The sequence below is a fragment of the Streptomyces sp. NPDC014727 genome (assembly GCF_043083485.1).
Taxonomy (GTDB): Bacteria; Actinomycetota; Actinomycetes; order Streptomycetales; family Streptomycetaceae; genus Streptomyces.
Map to the genome: position 1 here is coordinate 446,580 of NZ_JBIBYR010000002.1, position 20,101 is coordinate 466,680.

General features: G+C 67.2%; 13 protein-coding genes. 8 read left to right on the top strand and 5 right to left on the bottom strand.

Annotated elements, in window-relative coordinates:
• Positions 1-176 precede the first annotated feature (176 nt).
• The 7 genes from ACF1B9_RS05680 to ACF1B9_RS05710 all read left to right on the top strand — a co-directional run bounded on the left by ACF1B9_RS05680 (position 177) and on the right by ACF1B9_RS05710 (position 11,527).
• Entirely contained in the window at positions 177-2,612 is a 2,436-nt protein-coding gene (locus tag ACF1B9_RS05680) for an ABC transporter substrate-binding protein (protein WP_391739242.1), read from the top strand.
• A 717-nt stretch (positions 2,613-3,329) separates the two neighbouring features.
• Positions 3,330-5,201, top strand: coding sequence for a translational GTPase TypA (typA, locus tag ACF1B9_RS05685; protein ID WP_351087014.1), 1,872 nt, complete (start codon positions 3,330-3,332; stop codon positions 5,199-5,201).
• Between the two features lie 436 nt (positions 5,202-5,637).
• Positions 5,638-7,281: an ABC transporter substrate-binding protein gene (locus tag ACF1B9_RS05690; RefSeq protein ID WP_391739243.1), complete on the top strand. Its 1,644-nt coding sequence runs from the start codon at positions 5,638-5,640 to the stop codon at positions 7,279-7,281.
• Positions 7,282-7,425: 144 nt separating this feature from the next.
• Positions 7,426-8,352 (top strand): ABC transporter permease, encoded by a 927-nt coding sequence (locus ACF1B9_RS05695; RefSeq protein WP_391739339.1) that lies wholly within the window; start codon positions 7,426-7,428, stop codon positions 8,350-8,352.
• Complete coding sequence (locus ACF1B9_RS05700) at positions 8,345-9,310, top strand: ABC transporter permease (protein WP_391739244.1); 966 nt, start codon at positions 8,345-8,347, stop codon at positions 9,308-9,310. Before ACF1B9_RS05695 ends, ACF1B9_RS05700 begins: the two co-directional genes overlap by 8 nt.
• 14 nt (positions 9,311-9,324) lie before the next feature.
• Positions 9,325-10,383: an ABC transporter ATP-binding protein gene (locus tag ACF1B9_RS05705; protein ID WP_391739245.1), complete on the top strand. Its 1,059-nt coding sequence runs from the start codon at positions 9,325-9,327 to the stop codon at positions 10,381-10,383.
• The gene (locus tag ACF1B9_RS05710; protein ID WP_391739246.1) at positions 10,376-11,527 is read left to right on the top strand and encodes an ABC transporter ATP-binding protein; all 1,152 of its coding nucleotides are present in this window, start codon (positions 10,376-10,378) and stop codon (positions 11,525-11,527) included. Before ACF1B9_RS05705 ends, ACF1B9_RS05710 begins: the two co-directional genes overlap by 8 nt.
• Before the next feature lie 289 nt (positions 11,528-11,816).
• On the opposite strand, the gene ACF1B9_RS05715 is transcribed toward ACF1B9_RS05710, so the two are convergent.
• The 5 genes from ACF1B9_RS05715 to ACF1B9_RS05735 all read right to left on the bottom strand — a co-directional run bounded on the left by ACF1B9_RS05715 (position 11,817) and on the right by ACF1B9_RS05735 (position 17,930).
• The gene (locus ACF1B9_RS05715; RefSeq protein WP_391739247.1) at positions 11,817-12,902 is read right to left on the bottom strand and encodes an ABC transporter ATP-binding protein; all 1,086 of its coding nucleotides are present in this window, start codon (positions 12,900-12,902) and stop codon (positions 11,817-11,819) included.
• 26 nt (positions 12,903-12,928) lie between these two features.
• Complete coding sequence (locus ACF1B9_RS05720) at positions 12,929-13,894, bottom strand: ABC transporter ATP-binding protein (RefSeq protein WP_391739340.1); 966 nt, start codon at positions 13,892-13,894, stop codon at positions 12,929-12,931.
• Positions 13,895-13,965: 71 nt separating this feature from the next.
• On the bottom strand, positions 13,966-14,946 hold the full coding sequence (locus ACF1B9_RS05725; RefSeq protein WP_391739248.1) for an ABC transporter permease: 981 nt from the start codon (positions 14,944-14,946) through the stop codon (positions 13,966-13,968).
• A 92-nt stretch (positions 14,947-15,038) separates the two neighbouring features.
• A complete protein-coding gene (locus ACF1B9_RS05730) occupies positions 15,039-16,826 on the bottom strand; it encodes an ABC transporter substrate-binding protein (protein ID WP_391739249.1) in 1,788 nt (595 codons plus the stop codon).
• A 75-nt stretch (positions 16,827-16,901) separates the two neighbouring features.
• Positions 16,902-17,930, bottom strand: coding sequence for an ABC transporter permease (locus ACF1B9_RS05735; RefSeq protein WP_391739250.1), 1,029 nt, complete (start codon positions 17,928-17,930; stop codon positions 16,902-16,904).
• 506 nt (positions 17,931-18,436) lie between these two features.
• On the opposite strand from ACF1B9_RS05735, the gene ACF1B9_RS05740 reads away from it, so the two are divergent.
• Entirely contained in the window at positions 18,437-20,071 is a 1,635-nt protein-coding gene (locus ACF1B9_RS05740) for an ABC transporter substrate-binding protein (RefSeq protein WP_391739251.1), read from the top strand.
• The last annotated feature ends 30 nt before the right edge of the window (positions 20,072-20,101 follow it).

The following is a 20,101-nucleotide window of genomic DNA, read 5'->3' on the forward strand; positions in this document are numbered from 1 at the left end:
GTTGCGCCGCCCGGGTGAGGTTACGGGCCGCTGCGCCGTGTCTGCGCCGCCGCTCACGCGGGGGCGCCTTCAGTGGACGAACGAAACCAGTGTGATCAGCTACATATGACACCAAGAATGCACAATCCGACCCATTCCGGTGCGGGTGGGCCGGTCCGGCCCCGGAGGTATCAGCCATGTCCCACGTCGGCGTCCCGCGGGTGACGGCCCGAAAGCGCCGCTCGCTCGCGCTCCTCACGACGGGCGTGCTGACGCTCCCGGTGCTGGCGGGCTGCAGCTCCGACGACGGCGGCACGGCGGGCGCCGTCGTCCCCCAGGACATCGCGGTCGCGGGCCGGGATCTGGTCGCCCAGGGGGGCACGGCCAACTGGGCGATCGACACCATGCCCACCACCCTCAACGCCTTCCAGGCCGACGCCGACAGCGCCACCACCCGGATCACCGGCGCCCTGCTGCCGACGCTGTTCCCCCTGGACGCCAAGGGCAGGCCGCGGCTGAATCCGGACTATCTGGAGTCCGCGAAGGTGGTCGAGCGCGAGCCCAGACAGGTGGTGCTCTACCGGCTCAACCAGCAGGCGGTGTGGAGCGACGGACGGGACATCGGGGCGCCCGACTTCGTCGCCCAGTGGCGGGCGCTGAGCGGCAAGGACTCGGCGTACTGGACCGCCCGCAACGCCGGCTACGAGCGGATCGAGAAGATCGAGCGGGGCGCGGACGACCTGGAGGTCCGGGTCACCTTCGCCAAGCCGTACGCGGACTGGCGCTCGCTCTTCTCCCCGCTGTACCCGAAGGAGGTGACCGGCTCCCCGAACTCCTTCAACGACGGCGCACGGACCACCCTCAAGGCCACTGCCGGACCGTTCCGGCTGGGCGGCGTGGACACGAAGGCCGGCGAGGTCACCCTGGTCCGCAATCCGCGCTGGTGGGGCGCGACCGCCAAGCTCGACAAGCTGGTCTTCCGTGCCGTCAAGCCGCAGGACCGCGCCCAAGCGCTGACCGAAGGGAAGATCGACGTCGCCGATGTCGATGCCGCCGCGGCGCACCGGATCGTGCAGGCGGGCCGCGACGGCGGCGCGAACGGGCAGCCGCTCGCCCAGGGCCCCGGCTCCGGGGACGGTCCGGCCGCCGCACTGCGCTCCTGGGCCGTGGCACACGGCTCGAACGAGGAGGAGGCGGCTGCGGCGCAGGCGGCCAGGGAGAAGGCCAGGGCGGCGGCCGAGGCGTACACCGCCGAGCAGGGCAAGCTGCGCTCGTACGTGGTCCGCAAGTCGCTGGAGCCCGCGTACACCCAGCTCGCGCTGAACGGCGAGTCCGGACCGCTGGCCGACGAACGGGTGCGCCGGGCGGTCGCCCGCGCCCTGAACCGGCAGGAGCTCGTCGACACCGTGCTCAAACCGCTCGGCCTGCCCGCCGCACCGCTCGGCAGCCACCTGGCCCTGGCCGGACAGCCCGGGTACAAGGACGGCAGCGGCGCGCTCGGCGGCCAGGACACAGAGGAGGCGCGGGCACTGCTGGCCGATGCGGGCTGGACGCGGGAGGGTGCGGTCAAGAAGCCGGACGGCACCAAGGCGGGCAGCGAGGCCGGGAAGAAGGGCACGAAGGACAAGGAGGCCACCGCCGGGAAGGACGACAAGCCGGCCGCCTCCGAGAAGGCCGGCCCGCCCGGCGGCAAGCCCGGCACCGAGGGCGACGACGGCAAGCCCGGCACCGGCACCCCAGGCACCGGGAGCGACGACGGCAAGCCCGGCAACGCCGCCCACAGGCGTGAGCCCGCCGCCGACGACGGCCTGTACATCGTGGGCGACGACAACAAGCCCGGTGACGGAGCGGGGAAAGCCCGCCAGGTCCTCGCCCCCGCGCACGCCGCCGCGTTCCACAGCGCCGCTCTGCTGCGCCAGGCCGGACACCTGGCCGGGTCCGGCGCCTCCGAGGACGCCGTCTCCGAGGTCACCGCCCAGGACAAGCGGCCGGGCGGCGCCACCGGTGCGTACGCCCCCGCGGGCACCGCGGCCCCCGCCCACGCCGCCGAGGCGCGCCGCGGCCCGCTCGGCAAGGACGGCAAGCCGCTGACCCTGCGCTTCGTCCTGCCGTCGGGTCCGGGGTCGGAGCCGCTGCGCGCGGTCGGGCAGAGGATCTCCGCGATGCTCGATTCGATCGGCATCGGCACATCGGTCACCAAGGTCGCCGACGACAGCTACTTCAAGGACCACATCGCCTCCGGCGACTACGACCTGGCGCTGTACTCCTGGCCGGCCACCGCCTACCCGGCCACCGACGACCGCCCGATCTTCGCCAAGCCGGTGCCCGCCACCGACGGCTCGCTGCTGGTCGAGCAGAACTACACCCGCGTCGGTACGGACCACATCGACCAGCTCTTCGACCAGGCGGCGTCGGAGCTCGACGAGGGGGCCGCCCAGGACCTGATGAAGAAGGCGGACGCCCGGATCTGGGCCGCGGCAGGATCGATTCCGCTCTATCAGCGTCCGCAGCTCGTCGCGACGAACAGAAAGCTGGCGAACGTCGGCGCCTTCGGGTTCGGGGCACCCCACTACCAGGACATCGGGTTCAAGGAGCCGCAGGCCGCCGGAGCCCCGGCGAACAAGAAGAAGTAGCAGGTCAGAAACGAATCGGAAGCTCAGAACTGGCTCAAGTCCCTTGCCCGCCGGACTCCCCGGCGGGCAAGGTCGTGCCCACCCGCTGACCCGGGTGGCCGCTCACTCCCCCCACCTCCGGCCCTCCACCCCCGAGCCCCGGCTCCGGGGCGGGGGCTCGGAGCCGCCGCTTCGGAGCCCCACCTCTGAAGTTGCTCAAATCCGGCGCCCCGGCCGACCGCCCGGGGGACCGTGGCCATGACCACCGGTGAAATTCACCGCAAGCCATGACCACGGGGACGGAAACATGAAGCGGACACGGACTGTCGCCACCACCAGCCGGGGGAGTACCCGCCCCTCGACACCGGTGCCGGTGAGTTCAGCGGTTCCGTCGGCCACTATGTCTCGTACAGCGCATTCCAGCTGATCGAGACCGATTTCCGTTACTCCTGCGGGCACGGCGAGCAGCACGAGCCGACCTTCGGGCATGTGGTGACCGCCACCGCCCCGGTCGGCGGAATCCTCCGCTGTGAGGAGCCGCTCCGCAAGCACGCGTCCGCCGCAGCCCGAGAGGCCGTGCGCCTGTCCTGCGGCCGGTAGGAATCGCCCGGGAAGCCGCCACGGCGCCAGCCCCGTACCATGGTGGGTAGCCGTGGCGCGTCCGCCCGGCGGGCGTACGAGGACCCGAGACCGACTGAGACGCCTGATCCCACGACCCGAGAGAAGCGCTAGCCACCCATGCCCACGCGCCACGACATCCGTAACGTAGCCATCGTCGCCCACGTCGACCACGGCAAGACCACTCTGGTCGACGCCATGCTCAGGCAGGCCGGCGCCTTCGCCGCGCACGCCGCCGAGAACCTCGACGAACGCATGATGGACTCGAACGACCTGGAGCGTGAGAAGGGCATCACGATCCTCGCCAAGAACACGGCGGTGAAGTATCACCCCAAGGACGGCGGGGACCCGATCACGATCAACATCATCGACACCCCCGGCCACGCCGACTTCGGCGGCGAGGTCGAGCGCGGTCTGTCGATGGTGGACGCGGTCGTGCTGCTCGTCGACGCCTCCGAGGGCCCGCTTCCGCAGACCCGTTTCGTGCTGCGCAAGGCGCTCGCCGCGAAGATGCCGGTCATCCTCTGCATCAACAAGACGGACCGCCCCGACTCCCGGATCGCCGAGGTCGTCGACGAGACGTACGACCTGTTCCTGGACCTGGACGCGGACGAGGACCAGATCGAGTTCCCGATCGTCTACGCCTGCGCCCGTGACGGCGTGGCCTCGCTGACCAAGCCCGAGGACGGCACCGTCCCGCAGGACAGCGACAACCTGGAGCCGTTCTTCTCCACGATCCTGTCGCACGTCCCGGCCCCGGAGTACGACGACGAGGCCCCGCTGCAGGCCCACGTCACCAACCTGGACGCCGACAACTTCCTCGGCCGTATCGCGCTCTGCCGCGTCGAGCAGGGCGAGCTGCGCAAGGGCCAGACCGTCACCTGGATCAAGCGCGACGGCACGATGTCCAACGTCCGCATCACCGAGCTGCTGATGACCGAGGCGCTCACCCGCAAGCCGGCCGAGGTGGCGGGCCCCGGCGACATCTGCGCCATCGCGGGCATCCCGGACATCATGATCGGCGAGACCCTGGCCGACCCCGAGAACCCGGTCGCGCTGCCGCTGATCACGGTCGACGAGCCGGCCATCTCGATGACCATCGGCACGAACACCTCGCCGCTCGTCGGCAAGGGCGGCAAGGGCCACAAGGTCACCGCCCGCCAGGTGAAGGACCGCCTCGACCGCGAGCTGATCGGTAACGTCTCGCTCCGCGTCCTGGACACCGAGCGCCCGGACGCCTGGGAGGTCCAGGGTCGCGGTGAGCTCGCGCTGGCCATCCTCGTCGAGCAGATGCGCCGTGAGGGCTTCGAGCTCACGGTCGGCAAGCCGGAGGTCGTCACCAAGCAGGTCGACGGCAAGACGCACGAGCCGATCGAGCGCATGACGATCGACTCCCCCGAGGAGCACCTCGGTGCGATCACCCAGCTGATGGCGACCCGCAAGGGCCGTATGGAGACGATGACGAACCACGGTTCGGGCTGGGTCCGCATGGAGTGGATCGTTCCGTCCCGCGGCCTCATCGGCTTCCGTACGGAGTTCCTGACGCAGACCCGCGGCACGGGCATCGCGCACTCCATCTTCGAGGGCCACGAGCCGTGGTTCGGCGAGCTGCGCACCCGTCACAACGGCTCCCTGGTCGCCGACCGCGCGGGCTCCGTGACGCCGTTCGCGATGGTCAACCTCCAGGAGCGCGGTGTCATCTTCACCGAGGCCGGCACCGAGGTCTACGAGGGCATGATCATCGGCGAGAACTCCCGCGCCGACGACATGGACGTGAACATCACCAAGGAGAAGAAGCTCACCAACATGCGTGCGGCTTCCGCGGACACCACGGAGAACGTGGTCCCGGCCCGCAAGCTCTCCCTGGAGCAGTCCCTGGAGTTCTGCCGCGAGGACGAGTGCATCGAGGTGACTCCGGAGACGGTCCGCATCCGCAAGGTCGTCCTGGACCAGAAGGAGCGCGGCCGCGCCGCGTCCCGCGCCAAGCGCTGACGCCGCACAGGCCGACGGCTCGTCGGCAAGAGCCGTTCGAGCCATTGACATGAGACCCGGGCCCCCGCAGAGACTGTGGGGGCCCGGTCTTTTCGTCAACTCGTTTTTCTGCCCGGGGTGTCCGGTTATCGAGCGTCGCTCTCCGGAACATGTGTTAACGGTCCGTTTCGGGCGTGTCTGTCTGGGATCGCTTTGTCCGGATTTCGGTCAGCGGCGCCCTGTCGATGTTGTCAAACCGAGACCCTTTAAGTGTGGTTTATGGCCCGCTCGTACTCAATAGTTGGCTCCATTGAGCTCGGGTCAATGGGTCACGCACTGTGGGGAGTGCCGACTCACGAGCACACTCAGGGCACTGAAACGATCACCGTCAGGGGTGTCGGTGTATCACTCCAGTGCCCTTCTTGTAGTCAAAAGTGGACTCATGAGGAGGAAACCCATGCGTGGTGCCAAGAGCGCCAAGTGGGTCGCGGGAGCGGCCGTCATCGCCCTGGCCGCGACCGCCTGTGGTGGTAGCGACAAGGGCAGTGACAGTGGCATGAACTCGGGCAAGGCGGACCCGAACGGGATCCTGACCGCCCAGCTCAGTGAGCCGCAGAACCCGCTGCAGCCGGCGAACGCCAAGGAGAGCCAGGGCAGCCGTGTCCTGCGCACCATCTTCTCCGGCCTCGTCGACTACGAGCCCGGCACCGGCAAGCTCACGTACGTCAACGCCGAGTCCGTGACGCCCAACGCCGACTCGTCCGTGTGGACCGTCAAGCTCAAGCCGGGCTGGAAGTTCCACGACGGCACCACGGTCACCGCCAAGTCCTACGTGGACTCCTGGAACTGGTCCGCCAACGTCAAGAACAACCAGACCAACTCCAGCTGGTTCCAGGACATCAAGGGCTACGCCGATGTCCACCCGGACAAGGGTGACCCGAAGAAGACCGAGATGGACGGTCTGAAGGTCGTCGACGACAACACCTTCACGATTTCCCTGACCGGTCCGGTCTCGTACTTCGCGTACAAGCTGGGCTACGACGTCTGGGCGCCGCTGCCCGAGTCCTTCTTCAAGGACCCGAAGGCCGCCGGCCAGCACCCGATCGGCAACGGCCCCTACAAGTTCGTCTCGTGGGACCACAACAAGCTGATCAAGGTTCGGAAGTTCGACGGTTACCAGGGCCCGAACAAGGCCAAGAACGGTGGCATCGACTTCAAGAACTACACGAACGCCGAGGCCGCCTACTCGGCCCTGCGCTCGGACCAGCTCGACTGGATCGAGCAGGTCCCCGTGACCTCGCTGAAGAACTACAAGCAGGACCTCGGCGACCGCGCGATCGACCAGGAGTACTCCGCGGTCCAGTCGATCGTCCCGGCGTTCTACACCAAGCAGTTCAAGAACATCAACCCCAAGGTCATCCAGGGCCTGTCGATGGCGATCGACCGTGAGACGATCACGAAGACCGTCCTCAACGGCACCCGTACCCCGGCCGACTCGTACGTCGCCCGCGGTGTGCTCGGCTACAAGGCCGGCGCCCTCGGCGACATCGTGAAGTACGACCCGGCCAAGGCCAAGGACCTCATCAAGCAGGGTGGCGGCGTCCCGGGCAACAAGATCTCGATCCAGTACAACGCGGACCAGCCGCACAAGGCGTGGGTCGACGCGGTCTGCAACAGCATCCGCCAGGCCACCGGCGTCGACTGCGTCGGCGACTCCAAGCCGGACTTCGCGACCGACCTGAACGCCCGTGACGGCAAGAAGGTCAAGTCCATGTACCGCGGTGGCTGGGTGCTCGACTACCCGGTCAACTCGAACTTCATGCGCGACCTGTACGGCACGACGGCCGCCGGTAACACCAGTGGTTACTCCAACAAGGCGTTCGACGAGCTCACCTCCAAGGCCGACAAGGCGAAGACCCTTGACGAGACCGTGAAGATGTACCAGGACGCCGAGCAGCTCCTGGCGAAGGACATGCCGGCGATCCCGCTGTGGTTCTACAAGGTCAACTCCGGCCAGTCGAAGAACGTGTTCGGCAAGATCGTTTACGGTCAGGACGGCGACCCCATCTTCACCGACGTTCAGGTGAAGTCGAAGAAGTAAGTTTCGGGACCTGCCGGCCGGTGCCGCCCTCCGGAACGGATGGCGGCACCGGCTCGCGGGCGTTGGCCCGGCAACCTCCCCCCACAACCCCGCGGTGGAGACCATGTGTAGGCCATCGCCGACCCCTCACGGCATGGAGGCATGATGGGGCGCTACGTCGCTAGGCGACTGCTCCAGATGATCCCGGTGTTCATCGGGACTACTCTGTTGATTTTCCTTATGGTCCACATCCTTCCCGGTGATCCCATCCGGGCGATGTGGGGTGACAAGGCGGCCGACCCCGCACAGGTCGCGGAGCTGCGTCACAAGTTCGGGCTGGACCAGTCCATTCCCATGCAGTACATCAACTACATGAAGGACCTGTTCCAGCTGAACTTCGGCGAGACCTTCGGCGGCCGTCCCGTCTGGGACGAGATGACGAGGGCCTTCCCCGTCACGATCCGTCTGACCGTCGTCGCGATGGTCATCGAGATGATCGTGGGTCTCAGCCTCGGCGCGTGGGCCGGCCTGAAGGCGGGCAAGGCACCGGACACCGGCGTACTGATCTTCACGCTGGTCGTCATCTCGATCCCCGTGTTCATCCTCGGCTACGTGGCCCGGTTCATTTTCGCGGACACACTGCATTGGGTCGCGCCGAACGTCGAAGACTCGATGGACATCACGCAGTTGTTCCTGCCGGGCTTCGTCCTGGCCATGCTCTCCATGGCATACGTCGCCCGACTGACCCGTACGACCTTCGCCGAGAACCTGCGCGCGGACTACATGCGCACGGCGCTCGCGAAGGGGCTGCCGCGGCGTCGCATCGTCGGGGTGCACCTGCTGCGCAACTCACTGATCCCGGTGGTCACGTTCCTCGGTACGGACGTCGGCGGGTTCATCGGCGGCGCGGTCGTCACCGAGGGCATCTTCAATGTCCAGGGTGTCGGAAACCTTCTCTACCGGGCGCTCCAGCAGCGTGAAGGTTCCACCATCGTCGGTGTCGTCACCGTATTCGTTCTGATCATTCTCGTGATCAACCTGATTGTCGACCTGCTGTACGCGGTCCTGGACCCGAGGATCCGGTATGCCTGACGTGACGAAGGACCAGAGCATCAAGGACGCCGAAGTGGACGCGGTCGCGTCCGCGACGGCGGACGCGGAGAGCCCCGTCAGGGAATCCACCGGCAAGCCTCGTGGTCTGTGGGGTGACGCCTGGTTCGACCTGCGCCACCGCCCCATGTTCTGGATCTCGGCGAGCCTGCTGGTCCTGCTGCTGGTGATCGCGGCCTTCCCCGGCCTGTTCACCAGCGCCGACCCGCGCGCCGGCGATCTCACCAACCACTACCTGCAGAAGCCCGAGTTGGGGCACCTCTTCAAGGCGGACTGGTTCGGCTACGACGTTCAGGGCCGCTCGATCTACGCCCGGGTGATCTACGGAACCCGTGCCTCGATCCTCGTCGGCGTCGGCGTCACCGCGGCCATCACCGTCATCGGCGGTCTGCTGGGTCTGCTCTCCGGATACTTCGGCGGCTGGCTCGACGCGATCATCTCCCGCATCACGGACATCTTCTTCGGTCTGCCCTTCCTGCTCGGCACGATGGTCGTCCTGAACGCCTTCGCCGAGCGCAAGGTGTACGTCGTGATCGCGGCCCTCGCCTTCCTCGGCTGGACCTCGATCTGCCGTGTGATGCGTGCATCGGTGATCACCGCGAAGCAGGCGGACTATGTGACGGCGGCACGCGCTCTCGGCGCGGGGACCGGCCGGATGCTGTTCCGCCATGTCCTGCCCAACGCCCTCGCGCCGACCATCGTCGTCGCCACCATCGCTCTCGGTGGCTTCATCTCGGCCGAGGCGACGCTGTCCTACCTGGGCCTGGGTCTCGCCGACCCGACCATCTCGTGGGGCATCGACATCGCGTCGGGCAGCGAAGAGATCCGTAACAACGTGCATGTGCTGCTGTTCCCGGCAGGAATGCTCAGCCTCACGGTCTTCGCGTTCATCATGCTCGGCGACGCGGTACGCGACGCCCTCGACCCGAAGCTGCGCTGAGGAGGGCGTACGACGTGACCATCATGGACAAGACAGCAGACATCCCGGCGCCCCGTGCCGGGGGACCGGACGACGGCCCGCTCCTCGAAGTGCGCGACCTGCACGTGGAGTTCCACACCCGTGACGGAGTGGCCAAGGCCGTCAACGGTGTGAACTACAGCGTCGACTCGGGCGAGACCCTGGCCGTGCTCGGCGAGTCCGGCTCCGGCAAGTCCGTGACCGCTCAGGCGATCATGGGCATTCTCGACATGCCGCCCGGCAAGATCCCGCAGGGCCAGATCCTGTACCGCGGCCAGGACATGCTCACGATGGGCTACGAGGAGCGGCGGAAGATCCGTGGCCAGAAGATCGCGATGATCTTCCAGGACGCGCTCTCCTCGCTCAACCCCGTGCTCTCGGTCGGCTACCAGCTCGGCGAGATGTTCCGTGTCCACCAGGGACTCTCCAAGAAGCAGGCGAAGCTCAAGGCCATCGAGCTGATGGAGCGGGTCAAGATCCCCGCTGCCAAGGAGCGGGTCAACGACTATCCGCACCAGTTCTCCGGCGGTATGCGCCAGCGCATCATGATCGCCATGGCGCTGGCGCTGGAGCCGGACCTGATCATCGCGGACGAGCCGACCACCGCGCTCGACGTGACGGTTCAGGCCCAGGTCATGGACCTGCTCAAGGAGCTGCAGACCGAGTTCAACATGGGTCTGATCCTGATCACCCACGACCTCGGCGTCGTCGCCGACGTCGCGGACAAGATCGCGGTCATGTACGCGGGCCGGATCGTCGAGACGGCACCGGTGCACGAGCTCTACAAGCGGCCCGCGCACCCGTACACCCGGGGTCTGCTCGACTCGATCCCGCGCCTCGATCAGAAGGGCCACGAGCTCTACGCGATCAAGGGGCTGCCGCCCAACCTGCTCAAGATTCCGTCCGGCTGCGCCTTCAACCCCAGGTGCCCGAAGGCGGAGGACATCTGCCGCACGGAGATTCCGGCCCTGGCGCCGGTCTCCGAGCAGGACGGCAGCGAACTGCCCGGCCGCGGCAGCGCCTGCCACTTCTGGAAGGAGACGATCCATGGCTGAGCTCGACAAGACGGACGGATCGTTGGACAGCACTCCGAACGTCACCGACGTCGTGGAGGTCGAGGCCGCCGACGAGACGGCGGCGGTCGCGGCGATCGAGGCCCCGGTGGAACGCGGTGAGCCGATCCTCCAGGTGCGCAATCTGGTCAAGCACTTCCCGCTGAGCCAGGGCATCCTCTTCAAGCGCCAGATCGGCGCCGTCAAGGCCGTGGACGGGGTCTCCTTCGACCTCTACCAGGGCGAGACGCTCGGCATCGTCGGCGAGTCGGGCTGTGGCAAGTCCACGGTCGCGCGGCTGCTGATGACGCTGGAGACGGCCACGTCCGGCGAGGTCTTCTACAAGGGCCAGGACATCACCCGGCTGTCCGGGCGCGCCCTGAAGGCCGTGCGCCGCAACATCCAGATGGTGTTCCAGGACCCGTACACGTCGCTGAACCCGCGTATGACGGTCGGCGACATCATCGGCGAGCCGTACGAGATCCACCCCGAGGTGGCGCCGAAGGGGGACCGGCGGCGCAAGGTCCAGGACCTGCTGGACGTCGTGGGTCTCAACCCGGAGTACATCAACCGCTATCCGCACCAGTTCTCCGGCGGTCAGCGCCAGCGCATCGGCATCGCCCGCGGCCTCGCGCTCAACCCGGAGATCATCATCTGCGACGAGCCGGTCTCCGCGCTCGACGTGTCGGTGCAGGCGCAGGTCATCAACCTGATGGAGAAGCTCCAGGACGAGTTCAACCTCTCCTACCTCTTCATCGCGCACGACCTGTCGATCGTCCGGCACATCTCCGACCGGGTCGGCGTGATGTACCTCGGCAAGATGGCCGAGATCGGCACGGACGAGGAGATCTACGACCACCCGACGCACCCCTACACCCAGGCGCTGCTGTCGGCGGTCCCGGTCCCCGACCCGGAGGCCCGCGAGCGCGGCGAGCGGATCATCCTCACCGGTGACGTCCCGTCGCCGGCGAACCCGCCGTCGGGCTGCCGTTTCCGTACGCGCTGCTGGAAGGCCCAGGACAAGTGCGCCACGGAGATGCCGCTGCTGGCGATCCCCGAGCGCTTCAAGGGCTCGGACACGCCGGCCGCGCACGAGTCGGCCTGCCACTTCGCCGAGGAGAAGGACGTCGTCGGCGCGGCTTCGTAGTACGGAGCGTGTGACACAAAGGGCCTGGAACCCACGAAGGTTCCGGGCCCTTTGCCGTGCCCGGCGGCCGTGCGTACCGCCGCGCCCGGCGGGCCGTTCGTACCCGGACGCGGAGGCGCCCGGAACCGATCGGTTCCGGGCGCCCTTCCCGTAGGTCCGGGAACCGGGCTCGCGGGTGGCTCGGGTCAAGGGGCTCACGTGCTCGGTTCCTCGGGCCGGGGGAGCCCCGCGCTCCGCGGACCGGTCGGGTCCGGGTCGGTGACGGCACCCCGGGGCCGGAGCCAGGGGGTCAGGCCCCGGCCTTGGGGTCTTCGGTGGTCTTGTCGGGCTCCGGCCCCTGCGAGGCCTCACGGGCCTTCGGAACGCTCGGCACGGCCTGGGAGTCCTCGGGGTAGTGGCAGGCCGTCAGATGGCCTTCCCGGCTGCCCTCCACCCGTACCAGCGGCGGCGTCTCGCTCGCGCACTTGTCCGTCGCCTTCCAGCAACGGGTACGGAAGCGGCAGCCCGAGGGCGGATTGACCGGGGAGGGCACATCGCCGGTGAGGAGGATGCGTTCCCGGGCCGGTGCCTCGTCGGCGGTCGCCTCGGGCACGGCGGAGAGCAGCGCCCTGGTGTACGGGTGACGCGGGTTGCCGTACAGGTCCTCGCGATCGGCGATCTCCACGATCCTGCCGAGGTACATGACCGCCACGCGTTGCGAGAAGTGGCGCACGACGGCCAGGTCGTGGGCGATGAACAGGAACGCGATGCCGAGTTCCTTCTGCAGCTTCTGCAGCAGGTTCACCACCTGGGCCTGGATCGAGACGTCCAGCGCCGAGACCGGCTCGTCGGCCACGATCAGCTTTGGCTCCAGGGCGAGGGCGCGGGCCACGCCGATGCGCTGGCGCTGACCGCCGGAGAACTCGTGCGGGAAGCGGTTGTAGTGCTCCGGGTTGAGGCCGACGGTCTCCAGCAGCTCCCGCACCCGCGCCTCCCGGCCGCCCGCCGGGTCGATGCCGTTGATCTCCATCGGCGCGGTGATGATCTTGCCGACGGTCTGCCGCGGGTTCAGCGAGGCGTACGGGTCCTGGAAGATCATCTGGATCTCGGAGCGGACCGGGGCCAGCTGCTTGCGCGAGGCGTGGGCGATGTCCTGCCCGCGGTAGGTGATCCGGCCGGCCGTCGGCTCCAGGAGCCGGGTGATCAGCCGGCCGGTCGTCGACTTGCCGCAGCCGGACTCGCCGACCAGGCCCAGGCTCTCGCCCTCGTGCACGGTGAAATCCAGCCCGTCGACCGCCTGCACCGCGCCGACCGTCCGCCGGATCGGGAAGCCGCCCTTGATCGGGAAGTGCTTGGTGAGTCCGGAGACGTCCAGGAGGGGATCTGTGCTGCTCATCGTGGGGAAGTCCCGTCTCTTGTACGTCAGTTGGGCCGGGTGCCGGCGAAGTCGGCGAAGAACTCGGTGCGCTGCTCCGCAGTGAGGTGACAGGCGGCCCCGCGCCCGGCCACCAGCTCCAGCGGCGGCTGGTCGGTCGCACAGCGCTTGCCGCCGACCTGCTCCGTGAAGGAGCACCGTGGGTGGAAGCGGCAGCCGGACGGCGGGTTGAGGAGGCTCGGAGGCGAGCCGGGGATCGGCGACAGCGGTACGTCCACCGGGCCTTCGAGACTCGGCATGGATCCCAGCAGGCCCCAGGTGTACGGGTGCTGGGGCGCCCGCAGCACCTCCTTCTTGGTGCCGCGCTCCACGCACCGGCCGCCGTACATCACCAGCACGTCGTCGGCGATGTCGGCGATGACCCCGAGGTCGTGGGTGATGAAGATGATCGAAGTGCCGGTCTCCTGCTGGAGGTCCTTGAGCAGGTCCATGATCTGGGCCTGCACGGTGACGTCCAGCGCGGTCGTCGGTTCGTCCGCGATCAGCAGCGCCGGGTCGCAGACCAGTGCCATGGCGATCATCGCGCGCTGGCGCATGCCGCCGGAGAACTGGTGCGGATAGTCGTCCACCCGCAGGTCGGGCTGCGGGATGCCCACCTTGGTGAGCATCTCGACGGCCCGCGCCCTGGCGTCCCGCTTGGAGGCGCCGGTGTGCTTGCGGAACGTCTCACCGATCTGCTTGCCGACGGTGTGGTACGGCGAGAGCGAGGCCAGCGCGTCCTGGAAGATCATCGCCATCTTGTTGCCGCGCAGCCGCTCCAGCTCCCGCTCCGAGGCGGCCAGCAGATCCTGGCCGTCGAGCAGGATCTCGCCCTCGATCTCGGTGTGGTCGGGGTGGTGCAGGCCGAGGATCGTCAGATTGGTGACGGACTTGCCGGAGCCCGACTCGCCGACGATGCCGAGGGTCTTGCCCCTCTCGACGTCGAAGGACAGCCCGTCGACGGCCTTGACCATGCCGTCTTCGGTGGAGAAGTGCACGCGCAGATCGCGTACGGAGAGGAAGGGGGTGCTCACTGGATCTCTCCCTAGGCGAGGCGGACGCGTGGGTCGATGAGGGCGTAGACGGCGTCGACGACGATGTTGAGGAGCACGATCGCGACGGCGGCCACCATCATCACGCCGAGGAGCGTCGGCAGGTCGTTGGTGTTGACGGCCTTGACCGAGAGCGCCCCGATGCCCTGGAGGCTGAAGGTCTTCTCGGTGATGATGGCGCCGCCGAGGAGGACGCCGAGGTCGAGGCCGAAGATGGTGACGATCGGGCCCATGGCCCCGCGCCAGGCGAATCTGAAGAAGACGGTCCGCCGGGACAGGCCCTTGGCCCGCGCCGTCCGTACGTAGTCCTCGCTCAGCGACTCCACCAGCTGGGACCGGGCCATACGCGTGTAGTTGGCCGTGAAGATGACCGAGAGGACCAGCCAGGGCAGCAGGAGTCCGGAGAACCAGGCCCCCGGATTCTCGCTGAGCGGGGTGTAGCTCGGCCGGTCCAGCAGGTGCAGCTGGTCGGTGAGGAAGTACATGGCGACCACGCCGACGATGTAGATCTGCAGCGAGGAGGCGACGAGCGACGCGGAGGACGCGACCTTGTCGAGCGCCTTGCCCTGCTTGACCGCGGCGAGCATGCCGGTGCCGACGCCGAAGATGACGAACACGATGGCGCTGCCGACGGAGAGCGAGAGGGTGGTCGGGAAGCGGTCGACGATGGTGCCGAAGACCGGCTCGCGGTTGATGAACGAGTACCCCAGGCAGGGAGCGGGGCAGTGCCCGTACGACTGGTACTCGCGGCCGACGAAGATCCCCTGCAGCCAATGCCAGTACTGCACCGGAATCGGGTCGGCTATCCCCAGGTTGTGCCGTACCAGCGCGAGTGTCTCGGGGGTGCAGACCTTGCCGCAGGCTACCCGGGCGGGGTCGCGCGGGGCGGTGTAGAAGAGGACGAAGACCAGGGCGCTGATGATCAGCAGGATGACCGCGGCGCCGACGATACGGCGGAGAAGAAAGCGCAGCATGGCAGTGGGTTTTCCTGACGGATGCCGAGAGGGAGGAGGGGAGCGGGCGGCCCTCCGGTGGAGAGCCGCCCTGTCCCCGCGGGGGCCGTTCGTCAGGCCTTGACGTACGTCTTGTAGAGCAGCGTCGCGGAGAACTGCGGGTCCATCATGGCGCCGCCGACCTTGGAGCCGAAGAGGTAGAAGCGCCGCTGGAAGGTCTCCGGGATGATCGGGACGACCTCGTCCATGATCCGCTTGTCCAGCGCCGCCCAGGCCGCGCCGGCCTTCTTCTGGTCGCCGATGACGACGTTCTCCTTGATGGCCGCGTCGATCCAGTCGACCTTCGTCTGGGAGACGTTGTTCTGGCCGTTGCCGATGGAGGCGCTGTCGAAGAGCGGCTGGATCATCGTGTAGGCGGTGGGCCAGTCCGGGGACCAGCCGAACCACATGACGTCGAAGCTGTTGTCGACCTGCTGGATCTGGTCGTAGTACGAGGTCGAGTCCACCGGCTTGATGACCGGCGTGAAGCCGGCCTTCTTCAGCGCGTTCTCGATGACGACGGCCGTCTTGTCGTAGGTCGGACTCTGCGGGTAGCTGTAGATGACCTTCTGACCGAGCTTCCCGGCCTTCTTGAGGATCGCCTTGGCCGCTTCCGCGTCGCCCTGCGGCGACTTCAGCTTGCCGTAGAGGTCGAACTCCTCGCGGCCGAGGATGTCGGGGCTGAGGATGGTGGTCGCGTAGTCGCCCGCGGAGGGACCGCCGTAGATCTTGCGGATCTGCTCGAGCGGCCAGGCGGTGTTGAGCGCCTTGCGCACCTCGACGTCCGTGACGCGCTTGCAGTTGATGGCGTAGTAGTACGTGCCGGTGAGCAGCCCGTTGAAGGTGCGCTTCTTCAGCTCCGGGTCGGTGAGCACCTTCTGCATGCGCTCGGCCGGCACGGACTTGTAGATGGAGACCATCTGCTGGTCCTTGCCCTGGTCCGCGATGAAGCGGTCCGCGGACTCCAGCGAGGTGGGGCCGAACTCGAACTCGAAGCTGTCCGGGTAGGCGTTGCGGATCGGGTCGGTGGCCGGGTCCCAGTGCTTGTTGCGCGTCAGCGTCATCGACTTGTCGATGGAGCGGTGCTTGACGATGTACGGGCCGCAGGAGACAGGCTGCTTGTCGTACTTCTCCTTGGTGTCCAGCTTCACCGGCGTGGCCGCGTAGGAGCTCATGGCCAGCGTGAAGTTGAAGTCCGGGCGGGCCTCCGCCAGCTTGAAGGTGATCGTCTTCTTCGCCTTGTCGGTGACGATCGAGTCCAGGTGCTTGCCGCCGTACGGACCCTCGTACCCCTTGCGCCAGTCACCCTTGCCCGTGAGCGCCTGCTGGACGTAGGCGGCGCCCTCGGTGATGAACGGCGCCCACGCGCGCTCGATGCCGTGACGGACGTCGTCGACGGTCAGCTCGCTGCCGTCCTCCCACTTGAGCCCGTCCTTCAGCGTGAAGGTCCAGGTCTTGTTGTCGGCGGACGCGGTGCCGACATCGGTGGCGAGGTCGCCGACCAGGGTCATGGCACCCTTCATGTCGATCTTGTAGCCGGTGAGGCCACGGGCGAACATGAGCGCCCCGCTGGAGTTGAACGCGAAGTAGATGCGCTGCGGGTCGAGGTGGGAGAAGTCGTCCTCGGAGACGCCGTAGATCGTCCCGCCCTTCTTGGCACCGGGGACCTCCGGAGCGGGGCCGGTGGAGTCCTCCTTGGTGCCGATCTTGACGGTGGCGCCGGTGTACTCGGTGGCGCCCGCGTGCGGCGTGTCCTTGCCGCCGCCTCCGCCCGCGTCGCCACTGCTGCACGCGGAGAGAACGAAGGAGCCGCCCGCCGCGACGGATGTGGCTATGACGAAGTTTCTGCGGGAGAGAGACATGGCAACCTGCCCTGGTCGATGAAGAGGGACGAATGATCCGGCGGAGCCCCGTCGCTCCGGGCCGGGGCGGAACTGTCAGCGCTTGGTCTTCGGGTCGAGAGCGTCGCGGACCGAGTCCCCGAGGAGGTTGAAGGCGAGGACGAAGACCACCATCGTCACCCCCGGGAAGAGCATGAAGGTGATGTCGTCCTGGTAGATGTCGGCGCCGCGTTGGAGCAGTACGCCCCAGTCGGGCGTCTTCGCCGTCAGTCCGACACCGAGGAAGGCGAGTCCGGCCTCCGCGGTCACGAACATGGGAAGAGCGAGGGTCGCCTGGATGAGGATCGGCGTCCACAGATTGGGCAGCAGTTCCTTGAAGATGATCCGGGCGGGCGAGGCACCGGTCACCTTCGCCGCCTCGACGAACTCCCGCTCACGCAGGGCGAGTACCTCGCCACGCAGCAGTCGCGCGATGGACGCCCAGCCGAAGGCGGTCATCACCAGGATGAGGCTGGTGACGGTCAACCAGGTCGGAATGGCTTCCTCGGGGGAGACCAGGATGTTGATGAGGACCGGCCAGAACGCGATGAAGAAGAGCGTGGAGGGGAACGCCAGCAGGATGTCGATGACCCGGCCGATGAAGTAGTCGGTCTTCCCGCCCAGGTATCCGGCGGTGACGCCGATGACGATGCCCAAGGCGGTCACCAGAAGCGTCGTCACACCGGCGATGAACAGCGAGTTGCGGATGCCGTAGACGAGCAGGGTGAAGAGGTCGCGGCCGAGTTGCGGTTCGACGCCGAACCAGAAATCGCCACTGATACCGCCGTTGGGCTTGATCGGAAAGCCGAAGTCGTTGAGCAGGCCCTCCTGGTCCTGGCCGTACGTCGTGTACGGATCCTTGCCGTACACCTTGGCTATCAGCGGCGCGCAGATGGCCACCAGGAAGAAGAAAATGACCACATAGGCCGAAATCACGCCGGCACGGTCGCGTTTGAAGCGTCGCCAGGCCAGCTTGCCCGGTGAACGGCCGTCACCGCCCTTGAGCGGCGAAGGGTCCGGTATCTGCTGCGGCTTCGCGTCCTCCACCTCAAGTGGAGTGGCTGCGTGCGGGGTTGGAATCGTCATGGTGCTCCTGGCCCGGAGGGTCGAAGGACTCCGCAGGGCACACCTACGGGCTACCCGGACTTTTTCAACGCAATTCATGCAGGGTCAATGAATGTCTGCCGCCCTTGAGCTGCTCTTTGGAGATTTGACTCATCCATTACCTTTACGTGGGCGTATCCTTGCTTCCGTTTGTTCATTTTCGAAGATATGTTCGTCACTAAAGGGATTAAATCCGGCAATGAGTTCGATATTCGGGCGGCAGTGTCTCGGAATTCGTACATCCGGTCAGATGGGCACCTCGTCGATGCGCATTCGATGCGGGGCTGTTATCGCTCCGATGTCCGTCGGGGCGGTGTTCGGTCGGACGTGGCCGTGCGGTGGCGGAGTCGATCCGTGCGGGATCCGGGCCCCGCGCGCCACTCGGAGCGCTTCCCTCGCGCCCGAATGGGTGGAGAAAATATGCACAATGCGCGTTATGCGGTGATATTTGACTCCAAGTGAGACGGAGCACCAAGAGGAGGCACTCCATGCGCGGAGCCACACAGGCCAAGTGGGCCGCATGCGCGGTCGCCGTCGCCCTGACGGCGACGGCCTGCGGCGGAGGGGGCGGCGGCGGTGGTGGCGGCGGCGGGGTCAACGGAATCGTGAGTTCCTCCTGGGGCGACCCGCAGAACCCGCTGGAACCCGCGAACACCAACGAGGTGCAGGGCGGCAAGGTCCTCGACATGGTCTTCCGGGGGCTCAAGAGGTACGACCCGAAGACCGGTGCGGCCATCAACATGCTCGCCGAGAAGGTCGAGTCCAAGGACAACCAGAACTTCACGATCACCGTGAAGGACGGCTGGACCTTCAGCAACGGCGAGAAGGTCACCGCGAAGTCCTTCGTGGACGCCTGGAACTACGGGGCGCTGCTGAAGAACAATCAGAAGAACGCCTACTTCTTCGGGTACATCGACGGATACGACAAGGTCCACCCCGACACCGGCAGTTCCAGGGCGAACACGCTCTCCGGCCTCAAGCTCGTCGACGACAGGACCTTCACGGTCAAGCTGTCGCAGAAGTTCTCCCTCTGGCCCGACACTCTCGGCTACCCGGCCTTCGCCCCGCTGCCCAAGGCCTTCTTCACCGACCACGCCGCCTGGCTGTCCAAACCGATCGGCAACGGCCCGTACACCATCGACACGTACACCAAGGGCTCGTCGATGAGCCTGCGCAAGTGGGACAAGTACCCCGGGGCCGACAAGGCGCAGAACGGTGGCATCGATCTCAAGGTCTACACCGACAACAACACCGCCTACACCGACCTGACCGCCGGCAACCTCGACCTCGTCGACGATGTGCCCGCCTCGCAGCTGAAGAACGTCAAGGCGGACCTCGGCGACCGGTACATCAACACCCCGGCAGGCATCATCCAGACCCTCGCATTCCCCTTCTACGGCAAGAAGTGGGACACCCCCGGCGGCATCAAGGTCCGCCAGGGCCTGTCGATGGCCATCAACCGTGAGCAGATCACCAGCCAGATCTTCCAGCAGACCCGCACCCCCGCCTCCGACTGGACCTCCCCGGTCCTCGGCGCGGCAGGCGGCTTCAAGAAGGGGCTGTGCGGCGCGCCCTGCGAGTACAACGCGGCGAACGCCAAGAAGCTGATCCAGGAGGGCGGCGGCATCCCCGGCGGCCAGCTCAAGATCTCCTACAACGCGGACACCGGCTCGCACAAGGAGTGGGTCGACGCCGTCTGCAACAGCATCAACAAGGTGATGGGCAACAACAATGCGTGCGTCGGCGGGCCCGTCGGCACCTTCGCCGACTTCCGCAGCCAGGTCTCCCAGCAGAAGCTGACCGGCGCCTGGCGGGCCGGCTGGCAGATGGACTACCCGCTCATCCAGAACTTCCTGCAGCCGGTGTACTACACCGACGCCTCGTCCAACGACGGCAAGTGGAGCAACAAGCAGTTCGACGGCCTCATCAACAAGGCCAACGCCGAGTCCGACAAGGCCAAGGCCGTCTCCACCTTCCAGGACGCGGAGAGGGTCCTGGTGGCGCAGATGCCCGTTATCCCGCTCTGGTACCAGAACGGCAGCGCCGGTTACTCGGACCGGGTCACCCATGTGTCGCTGAACCAGTTCAGCGTCCCGGTGTACGAGCAGATCAAGGTCAAGTGACCCGTCGAGGCGTCACTCCCCAGCCCCGAG